This window comes from Alistipes sp. i18-0019-D1 (assembly GCF_042852885.1).
In the GTDB taxonomy this organism is placed as follows: domain Bacteria; phylum Bacteroidota; class Bacteroidia; order Bacteroidales; family Rikenellaceae; genus Alistipes.
The window spans coordinates 1667524-1682984 of the sequence record NZ_AP031424.1 but is presented as its reverse complement, the minus strand read 5'-3'; the positions used below and the strand labels follow the sequence as shown (position 1 = coordinate 1682984).

The following is a 15461-nucleotide window of genomic DNA, read 5'->3' as shown; positions in this document are numbered from 1 at the left end:
AGCCTCTCTTCGGAAGTATGAAACTACCTGTTCAGAACAGGTTTGATGTCCTTGATCCGGAGCTGGGTGGTCACAGTTCCCCGGTAGTGGTTCTCGACGATCTGGTAGCAGACGTCGATCGGGCGTCCCGAGCGCACCCATTCGTAATGCGTGGGCTGCTGGAAGGCGATTGCCTGGATTTTGGTGTTGGGTTTCTGCCGCTGCATCAGGTCCATGCGCAGGTGCTCGCACTCCACGCCCACGAGTTTGGCGTCGCCGTGGTTGCTCACGCCGCAGGTTGCGAAGACCGGTGCCGTGTTGCCCGGCCCGAAGGGCTGGAAGCGGTTGAGGTCCTTGCGGAAGGCCGGCGTGATGTCCGAGAAGAGCAGTTCGCTGTCGATGTCCACCTGCGGGACGAGCATCTGCGGGTCGATGTTCTCCTCTACGTAGGCGTTGAACCGCCGCGTGAATTCGTCGACGTTCTCCGGGCGCATCGTCAGCCCCGCGGCGTACATGTGTCCGCCGAAGTTTTCCAACAGGTCCGAGCACGACTCGACGGCCTGGTAAAGGTCGAATCCCGGAACCGAGCGCGCCGATCCGGTCACGAAGCCGTTGCTCATCGTCAGCACCACCGTCGGGCGGTAGTAGGTCTCTATGAGACGCGAAGCGACGATGCCCACGATGCCTTTCATCCAGCGGGGGTTGTAGATCACGGTGCTCTTGAGGGCTTTCATTTCGGGATTGCCCTCGATGTAGTCGTGCGCTTCCTGCGTGACGGAACGGTCGATCGACTTGCGGTCCTGGTTGTAGGCGTCGATTACGCTGCCGAACTCCTCGGCGATCGACTCGTTGCCCTCGATCAGCAGCTCCACGGCGGCGTGCCCGCCCGAAGGCGAGGCGTTTTCGTCGTTCTCGTCCATCCGCATCCGGCCGGCGGCGTTGATGCGCGGCCCGATCTTGAAGACGATGTCGTCGATGGTGATGTTGTGTTTGTCCAGCCCGCAGATCTTGATGATCGACAGCAGCCCTTTCGACGGTTCGCGGTTGAGGTTCTTCAGGCCGAAATAGGCCAGAATGCGGTTCTCGCCCACCAGCGGCACGATGTCCGAGGCGATCGACACGACCAGCAGGTCCAGCAGGGGCAGGATCTGCTCGAAGGGCATGCGGTTTTTCTGCGCATAGGCCTGCACGAGTTTGAATCCCACGCCGCAGCCCGACAGTTCGTCGAACGGGTAGGAGCAGTCGACCCGCTTGGGGTCCAGAACGGCTACGGCCTTGGGAATCTCCTCGGCCGGGAGGTGGTGGTCGCAGATGATGAAATCCACGCCTTTCGTCTTCGCATAGACAACCTTTTCCGTGGCTTTGATGCCGCAGTCCAGGGCGATGATAAGCCCCACGCCCTTGCGGGCGGCGAGGTCGATACCTTTGATCGAAATACCGTATCCTTCGGTATAACGGTCGGGGATGTAGAACATCAGGTTTTTGTGCCCGATCTGGCGCAGAAACTTGTAAACCAGCGCGACAGCCGTACAGCCGTCCACGTCGTAGTCGCCGTAAACCATGATCTTCTCATTGTTCGCAACGGCCCGTTCGACCCGCTCGACCGCCTTCTCCATGTCCTTCATCAGGAACGGATCGTGCAGGTCGGCGAGGCTCGGTTTAAAGAACTTCTCCGCCTTTTCTACGGTGTCTATGCCTCTCTGTACGAGCAGATTGGCCAGCACGGGCGAAATCCGCAGAGCGGCAGCCAGCATAGCTGCCGTCGCGGGGTCGCCCTGTGGCTTCACTACCCAGCGTTTTTCTATAGGCATACGAATTGTTATTTATATATTTTAACATTTAAAATCCTTTTTAAGGTGCCTCTCGTTCCGGCGCTTTTTATCGCCGTTTCCGCGGCCTGTGGCCGTGTTTGCAGGTGCCGATCCCTCTCCTACCATCCCTCGGGGAGGGAGATGGCCTGCGCTTCGCATGGTCTTTTCCCGGCTGCGCAATTCAGGGAGCCTCCGCGATTTCGCATTGCAGCACCGTGCCCAATATCTTGATAACCGTCTGCTTCACCTCCTGCATCGGCGGCTGCAATCCCGTTTCGGCGGCGATCGACGTGACGCCCCGGTCGGTGAATCCGCAGGGGTTGATGCGCGAGAACCACTGAAGGTCGGTCGTCACGTTCAGCGCGAACCCGTGCATGGTAACATAACGCGACGAACGGACGCCTATTGCGCAGATCTTGCGCGGACGTGCTTTTCCGGGGTCGATCCAGACTCCCGAAGCCCCGGCGATGCGTCCCGCCGCGATGCCGTATTCCGCGACCGTGCGGATCACGGCTTCCTCCAGCGCTTCGATGTACTCCCGCAAGCCGATGCCAAGCCGTTCGAGGTCGAGGATCGGATAGCATACCAGCTGCCCGGGGCCGTGGAAAGTGATGTCGCCGCCGCGGTCTATGTGAAAGAACTGCGCGCCCATCGCTTCGAGCGCTTCCTGATTGACGAGCAGGTTTTCAGCATGCCCGCTCTTGCCCAGCGTGTAGACCGGCGGATGTTCCACCAGCAGGACCGTGCCCGCATCGTCCGGATCGCCGTCGGTGCCCGGGACAGGAATCGAACCGGTGCGCTTTCGGGCTACCCTGGCGTCGAACAACTCCTGCTGCAAGTCCCAGCAGGCTTTGTAGTCCATGCGTCCGAGGTCCTGGCAGGAGGCTTTCATCGCTACAAACTTTTTACGCTTCGCAGGGCTTCTTCAGCCATGTACGACGACCGGACCAGCGGTGCGCTCGCACAGTAGCTGAAACCCATTTCCAGCGCCCGGAGTCTGTACCATTCGAATTTTTCGGGAGTGATGTACGCCGCAACGGGGTAGTGCTCCAGAGTGGGCCGAAGGTACTGACCGAGTGTCACAATCCGCACGCCTGCGTCGCGCAGGTCGTGCAAGGTCTGCAAAACTTCATCATCGCTCTCGCCAAGTCCGACCATCAGTCCGCTTTTCGTCACGACGCCCTGCCCGTTCAGGCAGCGCAGAGTCTCCAGGCTCGTACGGTACTTTGCCCTGGAGCGCACCACGGGAGTCAGTCGCTCGACGGTTTCGATGTTGTGCCCGACGATGTCGGGCTTCGACGCAACGATCACCTCCAACAGGTCGGGCCGTGCGTCCAAATCGGGAATAAGGAGCTCAATTACGGCGTCGGGATTCTGTGTGCGGATGGCCTCCACGGTTGCCGCCCAATGGGCGGCTCCGCCGTCGGGGAGGTCGTCGCGCGTCACGGAAGTTACGACGACATACCGCAGTTTCATCAGTGCGACGCTTTCGGCCACCTGCCGGGGTTCCTCGGCGTCGGGGGCAAGGGGATGTCCCGTTTTGGTTGCGCAGAAGCGGCAGCCTCGGGTGCAGATGTCTCCCAGAATCATGAATGTCGCTGTTCTCCGGCTCCAGCATTCGGCCTGGTTGGGACACCTGCCGCTGCTGCAAATCGTGTGCAGATTGTGCTTTTCGACGATCTGCCGCACTTCGCCCCATTCGGGAGTGCGGTGGAGTCGGATTTTCAGCCATCCGGGTTTTTTCAGTACATCTACCTTGTCATAAAACTTCGGCATTTAAGTTCATTATTTTCCAATTGATGCAAAAATAAGAAAAAATAATTGAAAAACCCCGTGAAAATGCTAATTATTGTTCCGATGCCGGATCTGGGTGCGTCGGAGGGGGATGCGGATTTTTTTGGAGGAAGCCGAAATTTGCCTTATATTTGTCCCCGCAACGGTTATTTCCGGCATGGTCCGGGCCGTTTATCCGGAAATTATGTGATTCTTTTACCTGCATATCATTCGCACATTTGAAAATCGGCAGTCTGTCGAAGACCGCATCGACGGGGATATTACGCCCTGTTGCGTTCTTTGACTCGCTTCGGCAGACTCCGGCGTTTGTCTAATTTCAAAATGTGCTTTTATGAAAACAATGCAAACCGGCAAGGCGAATTACCGCCTTGCAGCCCGTCTGCGGGGAAACGAACTGTTGTTGGATGCGGACCTGCGCAAAGCCGTGGAGGAGGAACACCTCCGGGCCGTCCGTCGGGCGGAGGGGCTGAAATGCTCTGCCGACCGGCGTGCCTTTGCCGAAAGCGTGGAGTGGGAGCGCCTCGGCGATTTCTTTCTCCGCGTCGGATCGCGCCCGTCGGCCGTGCGGGCTTACAAGGACGCGGCGCTCGCCTGCTTCAACGGCGACTATTACGATTACGGGACCGAGATGCTCCCCTGCCGGTTCCTGCGGCTCCGCTTTCTGCGGATGGTCGAAGCGGCGGTGGCCTGTTGTGCTGACGATGCACGGCTGCGCGCCCTGGTGACGGATGACCCGCTGTTCCGGGAGGAATATCCCCTGCTGAAAGCAGGGTTTTAGCGTGTTTCGGCCCGAAAGGCGGCTGTTCGGACGTGGATGCGGTGTCTTGCCGCTGACGCTCCGGTTTTGTCCCCGCTCGTACGAAGGGCGGGTTTTCGGGCGCGGACGCGGAGCCTTACCGCTAAATGGTCCGGCTCTGCGTCCGACCGCAAAAGAAAAGAGGTCGGACACCTGCCGGTATCGGACCTCTCTGGTTAGGTTAGTTAGGTTAATGAGAGTGGGAGAATCCCACGTTTGTTACACAAAGGTAATTGAAATTTATGAAACTCCAAATGTTTTGTAACATTTTTCTAAAACCTAACGCAATTTTGTTTATAGATTATAATTAAAATTTTTAAAATACCCGCGTGTTTATAAGTTTTTGATTAAAGTGCCTCGCGCATTTCCGTAGCCTCTGCCGCTTCGTTGAGTGCGGGTTCCGGGACCAGCGACGTGAGGTGCTTGTGCCGGTAGGTGGCGGGCGTCATCTGATACTCCTTCTTGAAGAGTTTGATGAAATGCGACGTGTTGGGGAACGTGCATTCGTTGCCGATTTCGGAGATGGATTTCGAGGTCGAGATCAACAGCAGGCGCGAATGCATCAGCCGCTGACGGATGTACCACTTGTGGGGAGGCATCTGGAAATGGCGGCGGAACTCTTTCTTGAACGAGGTGAGCGAACGGTTGGTGAGTTTCGAAAGCTCTTCGATCGAAATGTCCTTGAAGATGTGGTCGTAGACGATCTGTTCGAAATTCTCCTTCGCGGCGTCGACGTTGCTCAACAGCTTGCTTTTGATGCAGCAATCTTCGTGCGAGGCGATCAGGTAGATCAACTCGGTCATCTTGATGTTCTCGGCCGTCTCGTCGTGGCGGAAATCCTCGTCGCGCAGGTAGTTGTTGGTGTTGATGAAAAAGTTTCGCAGCGAGTTCCATGCGGGCATGGTGACATGCGAACGGTTGCGGCAGTTTTCGCACGAATGTTCGTTTGAAATGTTCAGTCCGTAGGTGATGTTCAGGTGCATCAGGATGCGTTGCAGGTCGTCGGGCGTGTAATAAAAGAGCACCTGCTCGAACGGCTGTCCGCCTTCGGGGAAGTTCTCAATGTAGTGGTGTCCGATGCCCAGATAGAAAACATCGCCGCGCGAAAGTGTCTGACGCTTATCGCCGTCGTAGATGTACTTCGTTCCGCGGAGGATGTAACCGATTGCGTAACGCGAAAGGGCCTGCGACTGGATACCGTTGTGAAGCGACTCGACATACTTCACAATCATCGGTTGTTGAACCGACGAATTCATTGAATTCTTCATAGTAATTGTAATTTAAGTTTTTCTGAACAAAGTATTGCGTCACTCTTGTTCGTTCTCAAATATACAATTAAAACTTTTCAATCTACCATAAATAATAGCATATTTGGGCATAAAACAGCAAATAGGACTGTTTATGCTATGATTTGAGCTAAATAGATTATTGTAAAACTGTACTGATGACGGCAGCGGCGAGCAATAGGAGGTAGAGGGGAAGGGCGATTGCACGGTGAATCCGTACGAACATGAAGGGCAGCAGGACGGCCGAGGGTACTGCCGCGAGGGCGACGGTCCTCGGCGTGGCGGCGGGACCGCACAGCACGGCGGCGGTCAGCAGGAGCACACTTATATTAAATATGAATATGAGGCGCGGTTTGGTTCCGAGGGCGTGGATGTCCGAGAGGAAGAACAGCAGAGCCATCAGGTCGAGGATGAAGACGGCTCCCAGCAGGACGAGGCTCTGTACGGGCGTCGAAAGGAACAGCGACAGGGGCATTCCGGCGACGAATGCGCTTCCCAGCTCCGCAACCGGAGCGAGGAATCCGCCTCCGGCGCCCCAGTTGACGTAGCAGAGCGTGAGGACGGGCAGCAGCAGGCCCGCGACCGCGACGGTGACTTCGCGCAGTGTGCGCCGGAAAAGCATGACGGCCAACGGCAGCAGAACCAGGAGCGGCGCTGCGGCCGTGGCGACGAGCGGCAGCAGCCCGATGTAAAGCGAGGCGCGGAAGATGGCGTCGAAGCCGAATCCGTTGCAGTATGAACGGCAAAAATTCTTCGTGGCGAGGGCCAGCAGGGCCGATGCGGCGAAGGCCGTCAGATAGTCGCCGCCGACAGCGAGGCCGCAGGCGATCGCCCCGTAAAGCGGGATGGCGAGGCAGGTTCCGACGGAGTAGAGGTTGTAGCGTACGGTGAGGCGTCCGACGGACATGCCCGTAAAGAGCATCAGCAGTCCGGCGATCCAGCGCGCCCAGACGGGATGCGCCTCCTGGAACTGCGCCAGCAGCTCCCCGGGCGAAGAGACCGCAAGTGCGCCGGCGGCATTCCGCCCCGTGCCGACTGTTTCCGAGGCATGGCCGGCCAGCGCCGCCGTGTCCGCGGCAGTACCGCCTGCGTTCCACATCGCGACGACGGCGAGTGCGGCGAGGGTCAGAAAGGCCGGAACGAGCGGCTGCCGTGCGATGTCGAATTTCATGTCGGGGGCTTTTTCTCCGGGCAAAATTAGCGAAAAAAGCCGGAATAATCCGTAACTTTGTAGTACGATGTTAGAAAACCAGTATCAATACGACCTTTCGGAGGCCGGGTGCGACGAAGCCGGACGGGGATGCCTGGCCGGGCCGGTGTTTGCGGCGGCCGTGATGCTGCCGCCCGATTTCCACGACCCGCTGCTCAACGACTCGAAGCAGATGACCGAACGCAACCGCGAAAAACTGCGGGCCGTCATCGAGCGCGAGGCCGTCGCGTGGGCTGTCGAGGCGGTCTCCGCCGCGCGGATCGACGAAATCAACATCCTGAACGCTTCGTTCGAGGGCATGTCGCTGGCCGTGGCGCGCCTCGATCCCTCGCCGGCGTTTCTGGCCATCGACGGCAACCGGTTCCGCACACGCCTCGAAATTCCCTGGCGCTGCATTGTCAAGGGCGACGGCAAATACGCCGACATCGCCGCGGCTTCGGTGCTTGCCAAGACCCACCGCGACGAGTATATGCTCCGCATCGCCGAAGAGTTTCCCCAGTACGGTTGGGCGAAGAACAAGGGCTATCCGACGCGCGAGCACCGGCTGGCGATTCGCGAACACGGTCTGACGCCCCACCACCGGCTGACGTTCAACCACGAGATCGACCAGTTGGAGTTCCCTTTCTGACGCCTCCCTCTCCCTCTGACGTGTCCGATGATGGCGGCGCGTTTGCCGCATATTCCCTGCATTCCCGATCAAACAAAAAGAGCAGGCCGTAAGCCTGCTCTTTTTCAACTGAAATCTCCGGATCAGTATCCCAGCGACTTGGAAGCCGCATAGGAGAGTTTCAGGGCGTTGGCGCGACGCAGCTCCTGCTTGACGTCGGTCACGATACCCATTTTCGTAGCTTCGTCGGCCTTGAGGCAGATCGTCATCGAAGCGCGGTCGGCTTCGGAGAGCTTATCGCGCTCGGCGGCGACGAAGTCCAGGATGTCCCGGGTCGATTTGTAAGAGTCGTTCAACTGGATGCGCGGCGCGGTTCCGAATTTCGCCTGCATCGTCATTGCCGGGGGACCGATGTGGATGAAACTTACGAGCGATTTCTTCTCCAGTTTCTGCACCTCGGTGGCTTCCGGAAGTCTGTATCTCACCAGCAGTTCCTGATCGCGCATGGTCGTCGAGACCATAAAGAAGAAGAGGATCATGAAGATCACGTCAGGAAGCGAAGCGGTCGAGATAGGGGGCAGACCTTTGCTGCCCTTCTTTTTCATTACTGCCATGGCTTACTTCTTAATGTTACGCGGTTCAGCCTCCGAAATCTTCAGAGGTACGGCCTTCGATACTGCATTGCGCAACTCCTCGGGAAGATCCGCGAATTTTGCGCCGAATTTACGCTGTGCCACTTCGTCACGCACTTCGTTGAATGCGCGCGTGAGTTCGTTCTGCACCATGATATAGGACTGGTAGCCCGTGTCCCGGGTCGTCTGCAGCGAGACGACGCCTTCGCTCACGGGGTATACCCACTTGCCGCCGTCGGGAAGTTCAATGTCCTTGTTCGCCTTCTCGGGCAGGTTCTCGTCATCCAGCGGATTGAGGATGAACTCTTTGGTCCTGTCCTTGAGTTGAAGCAGGTCGATCGCCTCCTGTTTTCCCGCAGCTCCTGCCATGATGTCGCCCCTACCGTTGATGAACACCAGGAAGAGGTTGCGCTCCTTGACCTTGATTTCATCCTGGGGTTGATCCTCAGGAGGCATCGGCGGAAGCATGCGCACCAGACCCGTGTCGGTATTCATGGTAGTGGCCACCAGGAAGAAAATCAGCAGCAGGAAGGCGATGTCGGCCATAGAACCGGCATTGATCTCCTGGATTTTTCTTTTATCTGTTGCCATTGTGTCTTACTCGGTTATTTGAATGCGCCCCAGATCTCGGTTGCTACGGCCGTCACGAAAGCGGCGACGCATGCAACATAGGTTACGAGGATGCTCGTTTCGGTAATTACGGTTTCACCGTGGCCGAAGAACCCGTTGTTCTGGAGGTCGACGATGTTCACCGTGTGGCCTGCCGAGTAGAAGTACGACACGCCCACGATAACGATGATCAACGCCAGGGACAGGATGGTTCCCTTGATGCCTGCCGGGTTCTGAATCATTCCGAAAACGGCGCAGAAAATAGCCGCAGCGACAGCGAACACGAAGAGGAAGTATCCCCACATCAGGTTCACGCTGATCGATGCGTCCGAGCCGCCGGTGGCGATCGCGTAGACCATAAGGACTACGGTGATGGCCATCAGAACACCCAGCAATATGTTTAAAATCTTTTTCATAATTGCTTTTGACTTTTCAGCGTTCGATTATTTCTTGTTGTAAGCCGTCAGAATATCCATCAGCGTGATGGACGAATCCTCCATATCGTTGACGAGCGAGTCGATCTTCGAAACGATATAGTTGTAGAACAGCTGAAGAATAACCGCAGCGATAAGACCCATAAGGGTCGTCAGCAGGGCGACCTTGATACCGCCTGCAACCAGCGTCGGGCTGATGTCACCGGCAGCCTGGATGGCGTCGAACGCCGCGATCATACCGACGACGGTACCCATAAATCCCAACATAGGCGAAAGGGCGATGAACAGGCCGATCCACGAAAGACCCGACTCCATCTGGCCGGTCTGAACCGAGCCGTAGGAAACGACGGCTTTCTCGACGGCGTCGAGACCCTGGTCGTAACGGTCGAGACCCTGGTAGTAGATCGAAGCGATCGGGCCGCGGGTGTTGCGGCAAACTTCCTTGGCAGCCTCTACGCCGCCGTTCTTGAGTGCTTCCTCGACGGATGCGATGAGTTTCTTCGAGTTGATCGTCGCGAGCGACAGGTACAGAATACGCTCGATGGCTACGGCCAGACCGATCACCAGGCAGAGGAGCACCGGAAGCATCCACTCCCAACCGCCTTCGAGGAACTTCTGCATCATGACGTGGTGCAGGCTGTCGCCGGCGATCTGGGTTTCAGCGACAACCGTTTCGGTTGCGGCAGCGGCATCCTGTGCGAACGCACTAACGGTACCCAGTACGGACAGGGCAGCCGACGGAATCAAAAAAAGTTTTTTCATAGTTGTGTTGGATAAATTAAATTTTGATTAGTTGATTTTTTATTGTTGTGTTTTGGTTTCTTCGTTTTCCGGTCGGTCGGGTTCTTTTTTCTTTTCGGGCGTTTCCGCCGGGTTATTTTTTCACTAAAAATAATTATTTTTTTTGTCTTTCGCAGCGTTTGGGGCGTCCTTTTGTGCTCCGGGGCCGTTGCGGAAGGTTATTCCTGCGCGTAGAGCCGAATCCCGGATAATTCACCCCGGACTCGATCAAATAGCTGTAAATCAATATTTTTGCCTGTTCGCTGTGCCCGTCTCCGCCCAATGGTCCCTGCGGGAAGGGTACGTTAGCAGTGCGAAATATAGAAAAAAAAATCGTTCCGTGCAATGGCTTATGCCGTAAATTCTCCGCGCAGGGGCTTGCGCAGGAGCATGCGTGCCTCGTCGTCCGGAAGTCCCAGCCCGAGCACGTACATCAGTTTGGTCACGGCGGCTTCGGTGGTCATGTCGTAGCCGCACAGGACGCCGGTTTTTTGCAGTTTGAGTCCCGTTTCGTACAACTCCATCGAGACGCGGCCCCCGCCGCACTGCGTGATGTTGAGGATGATGATTCCGCGTGCGACGGCCTCCCCGATGACGCGGATGAACCATTCGGAGGTGGGGGCGTTGCCAGCGCCGAAGGTTTCGAGCACCACGGCCCGCAGTCCCGGGGCCGAGAACATGGCCCGCAGGATCTCCTCGCCCATTCCCGGGAAGAGCTTGATCAGCTCGATGCCTCCGGAGAGTTTTGTGGCGATGCGCAGTTCCGCCGGCGACTCTTCGGGTTGCAGGATCGCCGGGAGGTTGTAGGCGATGTTGACCCCGACTTCGGCCAGCGGCGGGTAGTTGTAGGAGCGGAAGGCGCTCAAGGCTTCGGCGCTGCGTTTGGTGGTGCGGTTTGCGCGGAAAAGCCGGTTCTGGAAATAGAGCGACACCTCGGGAACCTCGGGGCGGCCGCCGATGCGCGCCCCGGCGATCTCGATGGCCGTGATGAGGTTCTCTCGCCCGTCGGTGCGCAGTACGCCGATCGGAATCTGGCTTCCGGTGAAGACCACGGGTTTGGCGAGATTTTCAAGCATGAAGCTCAAGGCCGATGCCGTATAGGACATGGTGTCGGTTCCGTGCAGCACGACGAACCCGTCGTAGCGGGCGTAGTTGTCGCGGATCAGACGGGCGAGGGCCACCCAGTTCGCCGGCTCCACGTTCGAGGAGTCGATCACGGGCGACACCGTGTGCACGTCGATGTCGACGTTGAGGCGTTTCAGCGAGGGGAACTCGTCGTAAATGCCGCTGAAATCGAAGGGGACCAGCGCCCCGGTGGCGTCGTCGGTCTTCATGCCGATGGTTCCGCCCGTGTAGATGATCAGAATGGAGGATCGCATAGCGTTTTTATTTTTCTAATGTTTCGACCAGGAAACTCACGGGGCGGAATCCGTCGTTGCAGGAGATCATCGCCGAGGCGGGATTTTTCATCCAGCCGTCGTAGATGTTCGTGCCGCCGTGCGCCAGCGTCATGACGAAGGGCGAAAGCGTCTGCCAGGCGCTGTCGCACAGCCCTTCGGGTTTCTGCCAGCCGTCGGCGATGAAAACCTGCCCTTCGCGCATGTCGCACGCATGTTCGATGGGATTTTCGTACTGCTCCATTAAATCCTTGTAGCAGGCCTTGCGGATCACCGTGATTTTTATTTTTTTCATAGAGTCGTATCGTGTCGTGATTTATCGGGCCGGGAGCGGGCGCCGCTCCGCGAGGGATCCGTCTATTGGGTCAGTCCGAACATCCGTTCGGCATTGGCCGTCGTCGCCTCCGCGACCTCTTCCGGGGTCAGTCCCTTGATCTGGGCGACTTTTTCGCAGACGTAACGCACCCAGGCCGATTCGTTGCGCTCGCCCCGGTGAGGCGCGGGCGTGAGGTAGGGGCAGTCGGTTTCGAGCACGAGGTCCCGCAGTTCCATTTCGCGCACGGTCTCCGCCAGTTTGCTCTTTTTAAAGGTCACCACGCCGCCGATCCCGAAAACGAAATTGCCGTACTCCTTCAGTTCTCGATAGGTTTCGATTCCGTCGGAATAGGCATGGAAAACGCCCCTGACACCCCGGCTGCGGTACTCGCGCATGATGTCGACGGTCTCGGGCCAGGCGTCGCGCGTATGCACGGCGATCGGCAGTCCGTATTGCAGCGCGAAGTCGATCTGACGGCGGAACGCCTCGGTCTGCTCTTTCCGGAAATCGCGGCTCCAGTAAAGGTCCAGCCCGATTTCGCCCACGGCGCAGAACCCCGCGATTCCCTCGGGCGGCGTCCGGAGGTAATTTTCGACCAGCTCCAGCTCCTCCCGCCAGCGGGGATTGTCGTTCACCGAAGTCGGGTGCAGTCCCATCATCGGCACGCACCGCTGCGGATGGCGGCGGCAAAGCCCGAACAACCGTTCGTGGCTTTCGGAATCGATGGCCGGGAGCAGCAGCCGTCCGACCCCTTCGGCCGCGGCGCGCGTCAAAGCCTCTTCGCGGTCGCGGTCGAACGCTTCGTCGTAAAGGTGTGAATGCGTATCTGTCAGTTTCATAGCTTCATGTATCGGTTCCCGGGCAGCTGGCGCACGGCGCCTGCCAGTTCCAGCCCTACGAGCAGCGTCGCCAGTTCGCCGGGATTCAGCCCCGTCAGCTCCCCGAGTGCTTCGACCGAAAGCGGGTCGTCCGTGCGGAAACAGCCGAGCAGTCCCGCTTCGTCGGGCGTCAGTTCCGGTGTCGGGGGCTTCGCGCGCAGTGTCGCGGGATTCTCCCCGAGGTCCCACATCAGTTCGCGGATCACGTCGTCGGCCGTCAGCACCAACTGCGCTTTGCGGTTGCGGATCAGGTGGTTCGTGCCCGCCGACGCCCGGTCGGTGATGCGTCCCGGCACGGCCATCACCGTGCGGTCGTAGGAGTCGGCGCAGTGGGCCGTGAAGAGCGATCCGCCGCTGTCGGGCGACTCGACGACGATGCACCCCGCGCTCAGCCCCGCGATGATGCGGTTCCGCGCCAGGTAGAAGTTACCGTTCTGCTTCGATTGCGAATGCAGTTCCGTGACCAGCGCGCCTCCGTGGACGAGTATGTCGCGCGCCACGTCCGTATGCTGGGCGGGCGTCACCCCGGGCAGGGGGTTGGCCACCACGGCGACGGTCTGCACCCCTGCCTCGAGTGCCGCGCGGTGCGCCGCAACGTCGATTCCGAAGGCCAGGCCGCTCACGACCGAAAGCCCCGGAATCCGTTCCGCGAGTCCTCCGACCAGCCGGTTGCAGGCCGTCTGTCCGTAAGGCGTCGCCTCGCGTGTTCCTACGATGGAGATACAACGCGCCGAGAGGGCCTCGACACAACCCTTGATGTATATTACGTGGGGATAATCAGTAATTTCGCGCAGCAGTGGCGGGTATTCCGGGTCGGTGGAGGCGACGGCCGCGATGCCGTTGCGGCGGCAGTGGGCGAGTTCCCTTTCAGCGGCCGGAAATCCTTTCCGGCGGACGATCTGCTGTGCCGTATCGGGCCGCAGACCGGCTTTGGCGGCGAGTTCGTCGGCCGTGGCGGCAAAGATGCTCCGCGCATCGCCGAACCGCTCCAGCAGATGCACGGCTCCTTTTATGCCGATGCCCGGAGTCATCTGAAGGGCAATATCCTCGATGGTCATAGCCGCGAATGAAAAATCGTTTTTGCAGACGATAAAGGTAGCGGTTTTTGGGAAATAACGGGAATTTATTCGGGAAATAATGCAAAGTTGGGCAGAAGTTTTGCAAAAATCAGAATTGTTCGTATATTTGCACTCCCGATGCGCTTGGGAATTAGTTCCGAACGTTCCCCGGGCCGGAGAGTGGCCGTCTGTGGTTTGAGTTCCGGTTGTTTGGAAGGGAGCGAAGAAGGCTGATAGGGTTAGGTTGGTGCAGAGAGGGTGCAGCGGGAAAAATGATGGTCTGATGGCCGAGTGGCTAGGCAAAGGTCTGCAAAACCTTGTACAGCGGTTCGAATCCGCTTCAGACCTCTTGAAAATGGGATATATTATAGTATATCCCATTTTTTGTTTGGATTTGTTCCTGATTTTGTTCGTAAAAACAGACGCTTTCTATTGGATGAAAGGTGTTGGCACCCGGAGTTTTGCAGGTGTATTTTCCGAACAACTTCCCGTCATGAGGGCCGCTGACCGCATCGTCCGTGAACAATCCGTTCGTGAATAGTTGCGCTGTGCGCAGCCGGTTCAAAGATTCCACGTCGAAAAAAGCAGGGTGTGCGGGCGTAATTTTTTTATTTTATGTACTTTTGTTCCCGACAAAGTCCGCTGTCGCGGATTCAAGTGGAACCAAAACATGAACCTGAATTTTATGAAGAGATCATTCAAAATCCTGCTGCTGGCGTTCGGTAGCGCCGTTTTCTGTTGCGGAGGCTGTTCCTCCGGGCCGGAAAAAGGCGAAAACCGGCTGCCGGAATGGGCGCTCGGCGGCTTCGTTCGTCCCGCCGGGGCCAATCCCGTCATTACTCCCGACCCGCAGATCCGGTTTTTCTGCCCGATGCGCCGGGATTCCGTCGGATGGATGGAGAGCGACACGTTCAATCCCGCCGCCACCGTCCGGGACGGTAAAATCTGCGTCCTCTTCCGCGCCGAGGACAATTCGGCGACGGGCATCGGCAAACGCACTTCGCGTATCGGCCTGGCCGAAACCGGGGACGGCGTGACGATGCAGCTGCGCCGCGATCCGGTGCTTTTCCCGGCCGAAGACAATCAGAAGGAGAACGAGTGGCCGGGAGGCTGCGAGGACCCGCGCGTCGCCATGACCGAGGACGGAACCTACGTCATGCTCTACACGGCGTGGAACCGCCGCATTCCGCGGCTCTGCGTAGCGACCTCGCCCGACCTGGTGAACTGGACGAAGCACGGCTTCGCCTTCGAGAAGGCTTATGACGGCCGTTTCCGGGACCTGAAGAGCAAATCCGCCTCAATCGTGACCCGGCTCGACGGCGACAGGCTCGTCGTCACGCGGGTAAACGGCAAATACCTGATGTACTGGGGCGAGCGGATGGTCAACATCGCCACGTCGGACAACCTGATCGACTGGACGCCCGAACTGAATGAGAAAGGGGAGCTGAAAGGCGTGGTCTACCCGCGCGAGGGCTATTTCGACAGCGATTTGACCGAGTGCGGTCCTCCGGCCGTTCTGACCGACAAGGGGATCCTGGTGCTTTACAACGGGCGGAACCGTACCGATTCGCGCCGCGACATGCGTTATCCGGGCGGAACCTACTCCGCCGGGCAGCTGCTGTTCGACGCCGCAGCGCCGGACAAGCTCATCGGACGCCTCGACGTGCCTTTCTTCCGGCCCATGGACACTTTCGAGAAGAGCGGCCAGTACAAGGACGGCACGGTTTTCATCGAGGGGCTGGTCTACTACAAATCCAAGTGGTATCTCTACTACGGATGCGCCGATTCGCAGGTCGGCGTGGCTGTTTACGACCCTGCCGCCGCCGCGCCGGGCGATTCTGTTCCCGAAACGCCCGAAGCCTGACGTTCCGCGC

The 15461-nt window shown here is 58.3% G+C and carries 16 protein-coding genes and 1 tRNA gene; 4 read left to right on the top strand and 13 right to left on the bottom strand.

Translation table 11 applies throughout. The features are described 5' to 3' along the window. Nucleotides 1-23 precede the first annotated feature (23 nt). From recJ to lipA, 3 genes are all read right to left on the bottom strand, one after another. Nucleotides 24-1790 carry a single-stranded-DNA-specific exonuclease RecJ gene (gene recJ / locus ACGHP5_RS07050; RefSeq protein ID WP_290532511.1) on the bottom strand — a complete coding sequence of 589 codons (1767 nt, stop codon included), beginning with the start codon at nucleotides 1788-1790 and terminating at the stop codon, nucleotides 24-26. A gap of 181 nt (nucleotides 1791-1971) precedes the next feature. Continuing rightward, nucleotides 1972-2682 (bottom strand): lipoyl(octanoyl) transferase LipB, encoded by a 711-nt coding sequence (gene lipB, locus ACGHP5_RS07045; protein ID WP_337771803.1) that lies wholly within the window; start codon nucleotides 2680-2682, stop codon nucleotides 1972-1974. A 2-nt stretch (nucleotides 2683-2684) separates the two neighbouring features. After that, nucleotides 2685-3566, bottom strand: coding sequence for a lipoyl synthase (gene lipA, locus ACGHP5_RS07040; protein ID WP_290532513.1), 882 nt, complete (start codon nucleotides 3564-3566; stop codon nucleotides 2685-2687). Between the two features lie 349 nt (nucleotides 3567-3915). Between lipA and ACGHP5_RS07035 the strand changes: the two genes are divergently transcribed. Continuing rightward, on the top strand, nucleotides 3916-4362 hold the full coding sequence (locus tag ACGHP5_RS07035; protein WP_295904208.1) for a hypothetical protein: 447 nt from the start codon (nucleotides 3916-3918) through the stop codon (nucleotides 4360-4362). 365 nt (nucleotides 4363-4727) lie between these two features. On the opposite strand, the gene ACGHP5_RS07030 is transcribed toward ACGHP5_RS07035, so the two are convergent. Both ACGHP5_RS07030 and ACGHP5_RS07025 read right to left on the bottom strand, forming a co-directional pair. After that, on the bottom strand, nucleotides 4728-5648 hold the full coding sequence (locus tag ACGHP5_RS07030; RefSeq protein ID WP_290532515.1) for an AraC family transcriptional regulator: 921 nt from the start codon (nucleotides 5646-5648) through the stop codon (nucleotides 4728-4730). Nucleotides 5649-5805: 157 nt separating this feature from the next. After that, nucleotides 5806-6837 (bottom strand): hypothetical protein, encoded by a 1032-nt coding sequence (locus ACGHP5_RS07025; RefSeq protein WP_337771801.1) that lies wholly within the window; start codon nucleotides 6835-6837, stop codon nucleotides 5806-5808. Nucleotides 6838-6904: 67 nt separating this feature from the next. On the opposite strand from ACGHP5_RS07025, the gene ACGHP5_RS07020 reads away from it, so the two are divergent. Then, entirely contained in the window at nucleotides 6905-7504 is a 600-nt protein-coding gene (locus tag ACGHP5_RS07020; protein ID WP_290532517.1) for a ribonuclease HII, read from the top strand. A 122-nt stretch (nucleotides 7505-7626) separates the two neighbouring features. Here ACGHP5_RS07020 and ACGHP5_RS07015 read toward each other — a convergent pair whose 3' ends face one another. The 8 genes from ACGHP5_RS07015 to dprA form a co-directional block, all read right to left on the bottom strand. After that, a complete protein-coding gene (locus ACGHP5_RS07015) occupies nucleotides 7627-8097 on the bottom strand; it encodes an ExbD/TolR family protein (RefSeq protein WP_374048497.1) in 471 nt (156 codons plus the stop codon). Between the two features lie 3 nt (nucleotides 8098-8100). Then, nucleotides 8101-8706: a biopolymer transporter ExbD gene (locus ACGHP5_RS07010; RefSeq protein WP_290532518.1), complete on the bottom strand. Its 606-nt coding sequence runs from the start codon at nucleotides 8704-8706 to the stop codon at nucleotides 8101-8103. A 14-nt stretch (nucleotides 8707-8720) separates the two neighbouring features. Further along, complete coding sequence (locus tag ACGHP5_RS07005) at nucleotides 8721-9140, bottom strand: hypothetical protein (protein WP_290532519.1); 420 nt, start codon at nucleotides 9138-9140, stop codon at nucleotides 8721-8723. Between the two features lie 27 nt (nucleotides 9141-9167). Next, entirely contained in the window at nucleotides 9168-9920 is a 753-nt protein-coding gene (locus tag ACGHP5_RS07000) for a MotA/TolQ/ExbB proton channel family protein (RefSeq protein ID WP_290532520.1), read from the bottom strand. A gap of 368 nt (nucleotides 9921-10288) precedes the next feature. Continuing rightward, nucleotides 10289-11317: an asparaginase gene (locus tag ACGHP5_RS06995; protein WP_295904214.1), complete on the bottom strand. Its 1029-nt coding sequence runs from the start codon at nucleotides 11315-11317 to the stop codon at nucleotides 10289-10291. Nucleotides 11318-11324: 7 nt separating this feature from the next. Beyond that, nucleotides 11325-11630 (bottom strand): TIGR04076 family protein, encoded by a 306-nt coding sequence (locus tag ACGHP5_RS06990; protein WP_295904215.1) that lies wholly within the window; start codon nucleotides 11628-11630, stop codon nucleotides 11325-11327. A 62-nt stretch (nucleotides 11631-11692) separates the two neighbouring features. Beyond that, nucleotides 11693-12490, bottom strand: coding sequence for a TatD family hydrolase (locus ACGHP5_RS06985; RefSeq protein ID WP_390568250.1), 798 nt, complete (start codon nucleotides 12488-12490; stop codon nucleotides 11693-11695). After that, on the bottom strand, nucleotides 12487-13587 hold the full coding sequence (gene dprA / locus ACGHP5_RS06980; protein WP_390568248.1) for a DNA-processing protein DprA: 1101 nt from the start codon (nucleotides 13585-13587) through the stop codon (nucleotides 12487-12489). The genes ACGHP5_RS06985 and dprA overlap by 4 nt, the downstream gene beginning before the upstream one ends. Nucleotides 13588-13864: 277 nt before the next feature. Between dprA and ACGHP5_RS06975 the strand changes: the two genes are divergently transcribed. Next, nucleotides 13865-13935: transfer RNA gene (locus tag ACGHP5_RS06975), tRNA-Cys, on the top strand. Between the two features lie 337 nt (nucleotides 13936-14272). After that, complete coding sequence (locus ACGHP5_RS06970; RefSeq protein ID WP_337755754.1) at nucleotides 14273-15451, top strand: glycoside hydrolase family 130 protein; 1179 nt, start codon at nucleotides 14273-14275, stop codon at nucleotides 15449-15451. Nucleotides 15452-15461 lie beyond the last annotated feature (10 nt).

Excerpts from the sequence above, each read along its gene's own strand:
- recJ (WP_290532511.1), bottom strand. The coding sequence starts at position 1,790 with ATGCCTATAGAAAAACGCTGGGTAGTGAAGCCACAGGGCGACCCCGCG.
- lipB (WP_337771803.1), bottom strand. The coding sequence starts at position 2,682 with ATGAAAGCCTCCTGCCAGGACCTCGGACGCATGGACTACAAAGCCTGC.
- lipA (WP_290532513.1), bottom strand. The coding sequence starts at position 3,566 with ATGCCGAAGTTTTATGACAAGGTAGATGTACTGAAAAAACCCGGATGG.
- ACGHP5_RS07035 (WP_295904208.1), top strand. The coding sequence starts at position 3,916 with ATGAAAACAATGCAAACCGGCAAGGCGAATTACCGCCTTGCAGCCCGT.
- ACGHP5_RS07030 (WP_290532515.1), bottom strand. The coding sequence starts at position 5,648 with ATGAAGAATTCAATGAATTCGTCGGTTCAACAACCGATGATTGTGAAG.
- ACGHP5_RS07025 (WP_337771801.1), bottom strand. The coding sequence starts at position 6,837 with ATGAAATTCGACATCGCACGGCAGCCGCTCGTTCCGGCCTTTCTGACC.
- ACGHP5_RS07020 (WP_290532517.1), top strand. The coding sequence starts at position 6,905 with ATGTTAGAAAACCAGTATCAATACGACCTTTCGGAGGCCGGGTGCGAC.
- ACGHP5_RS07015 (WP_374048497.1), bottom strand. The coding sequence starts at position 8,097 with ATGGCAGTAATGAAAAAGAAGGGCAGCAAAGGTCTGCCCCCTATCTCG.
- ACGHP5_RS07010 (WP_290532518.1), bottom strand. The coding sequence starts at position 8,706 with ATGGCAACAGATAAAAGAAAAATCCAGGAGATCAATGCCGGTTCTATG.
- ACGHP5_RS07005 (WP_290532519.1), bottom strand. The coding sequence starts at position 9,140 with ATGAAAAAGATTTTAAACATATTGCTGGGTGTTCTGATGGCCATCACC.
- ACGHP5_RS07000 (WP_290532520.1), bottom strand. The coding sequence starts at position 9,920 with ATGAAAAAACTTTTTTTGATTCCGTCGGCTGCCCTGTCCGTACTGGGT.
- ACGHP5_RS06995 (WP_295904214.1), bottom strand. The coding sequence starts at position 11,317 with ATGCGATCCTCCATTCTGATCATCTACACGGGCGGAACCATCGGCATG.
- ACGHP5_RS06990 (WP_295904215.1), bottom strand. The coding sequence starts at position 11,630 with ATGAAAAAAATAAAAATCACGGTGATCCGCAAGGCCTGCTACAAGGAT.
- ACGHP5_RS06985 (WP_390568250.1), bottom strand. The coding sequence starts at position 12,490 with ATGAAACTGACAGATACGCATTCACACCTTTACGACGAAGCGTTCGAC.
- dprA (WP_390568248.1), bottom strand. The coding sequence starts at position 13,587 with ATGACCATCGAGGATATTGCCCTTCAGATGACTCCGGGCATCGGCATA.
- ACGHP5_RS06970 (WP_337755754.1), top strand. The coding sequence starts at position 14,273 with ATGAAGAGATCATTCAAAATCCTGCTGCTGGCGTTCGGTAGCGCCGTT.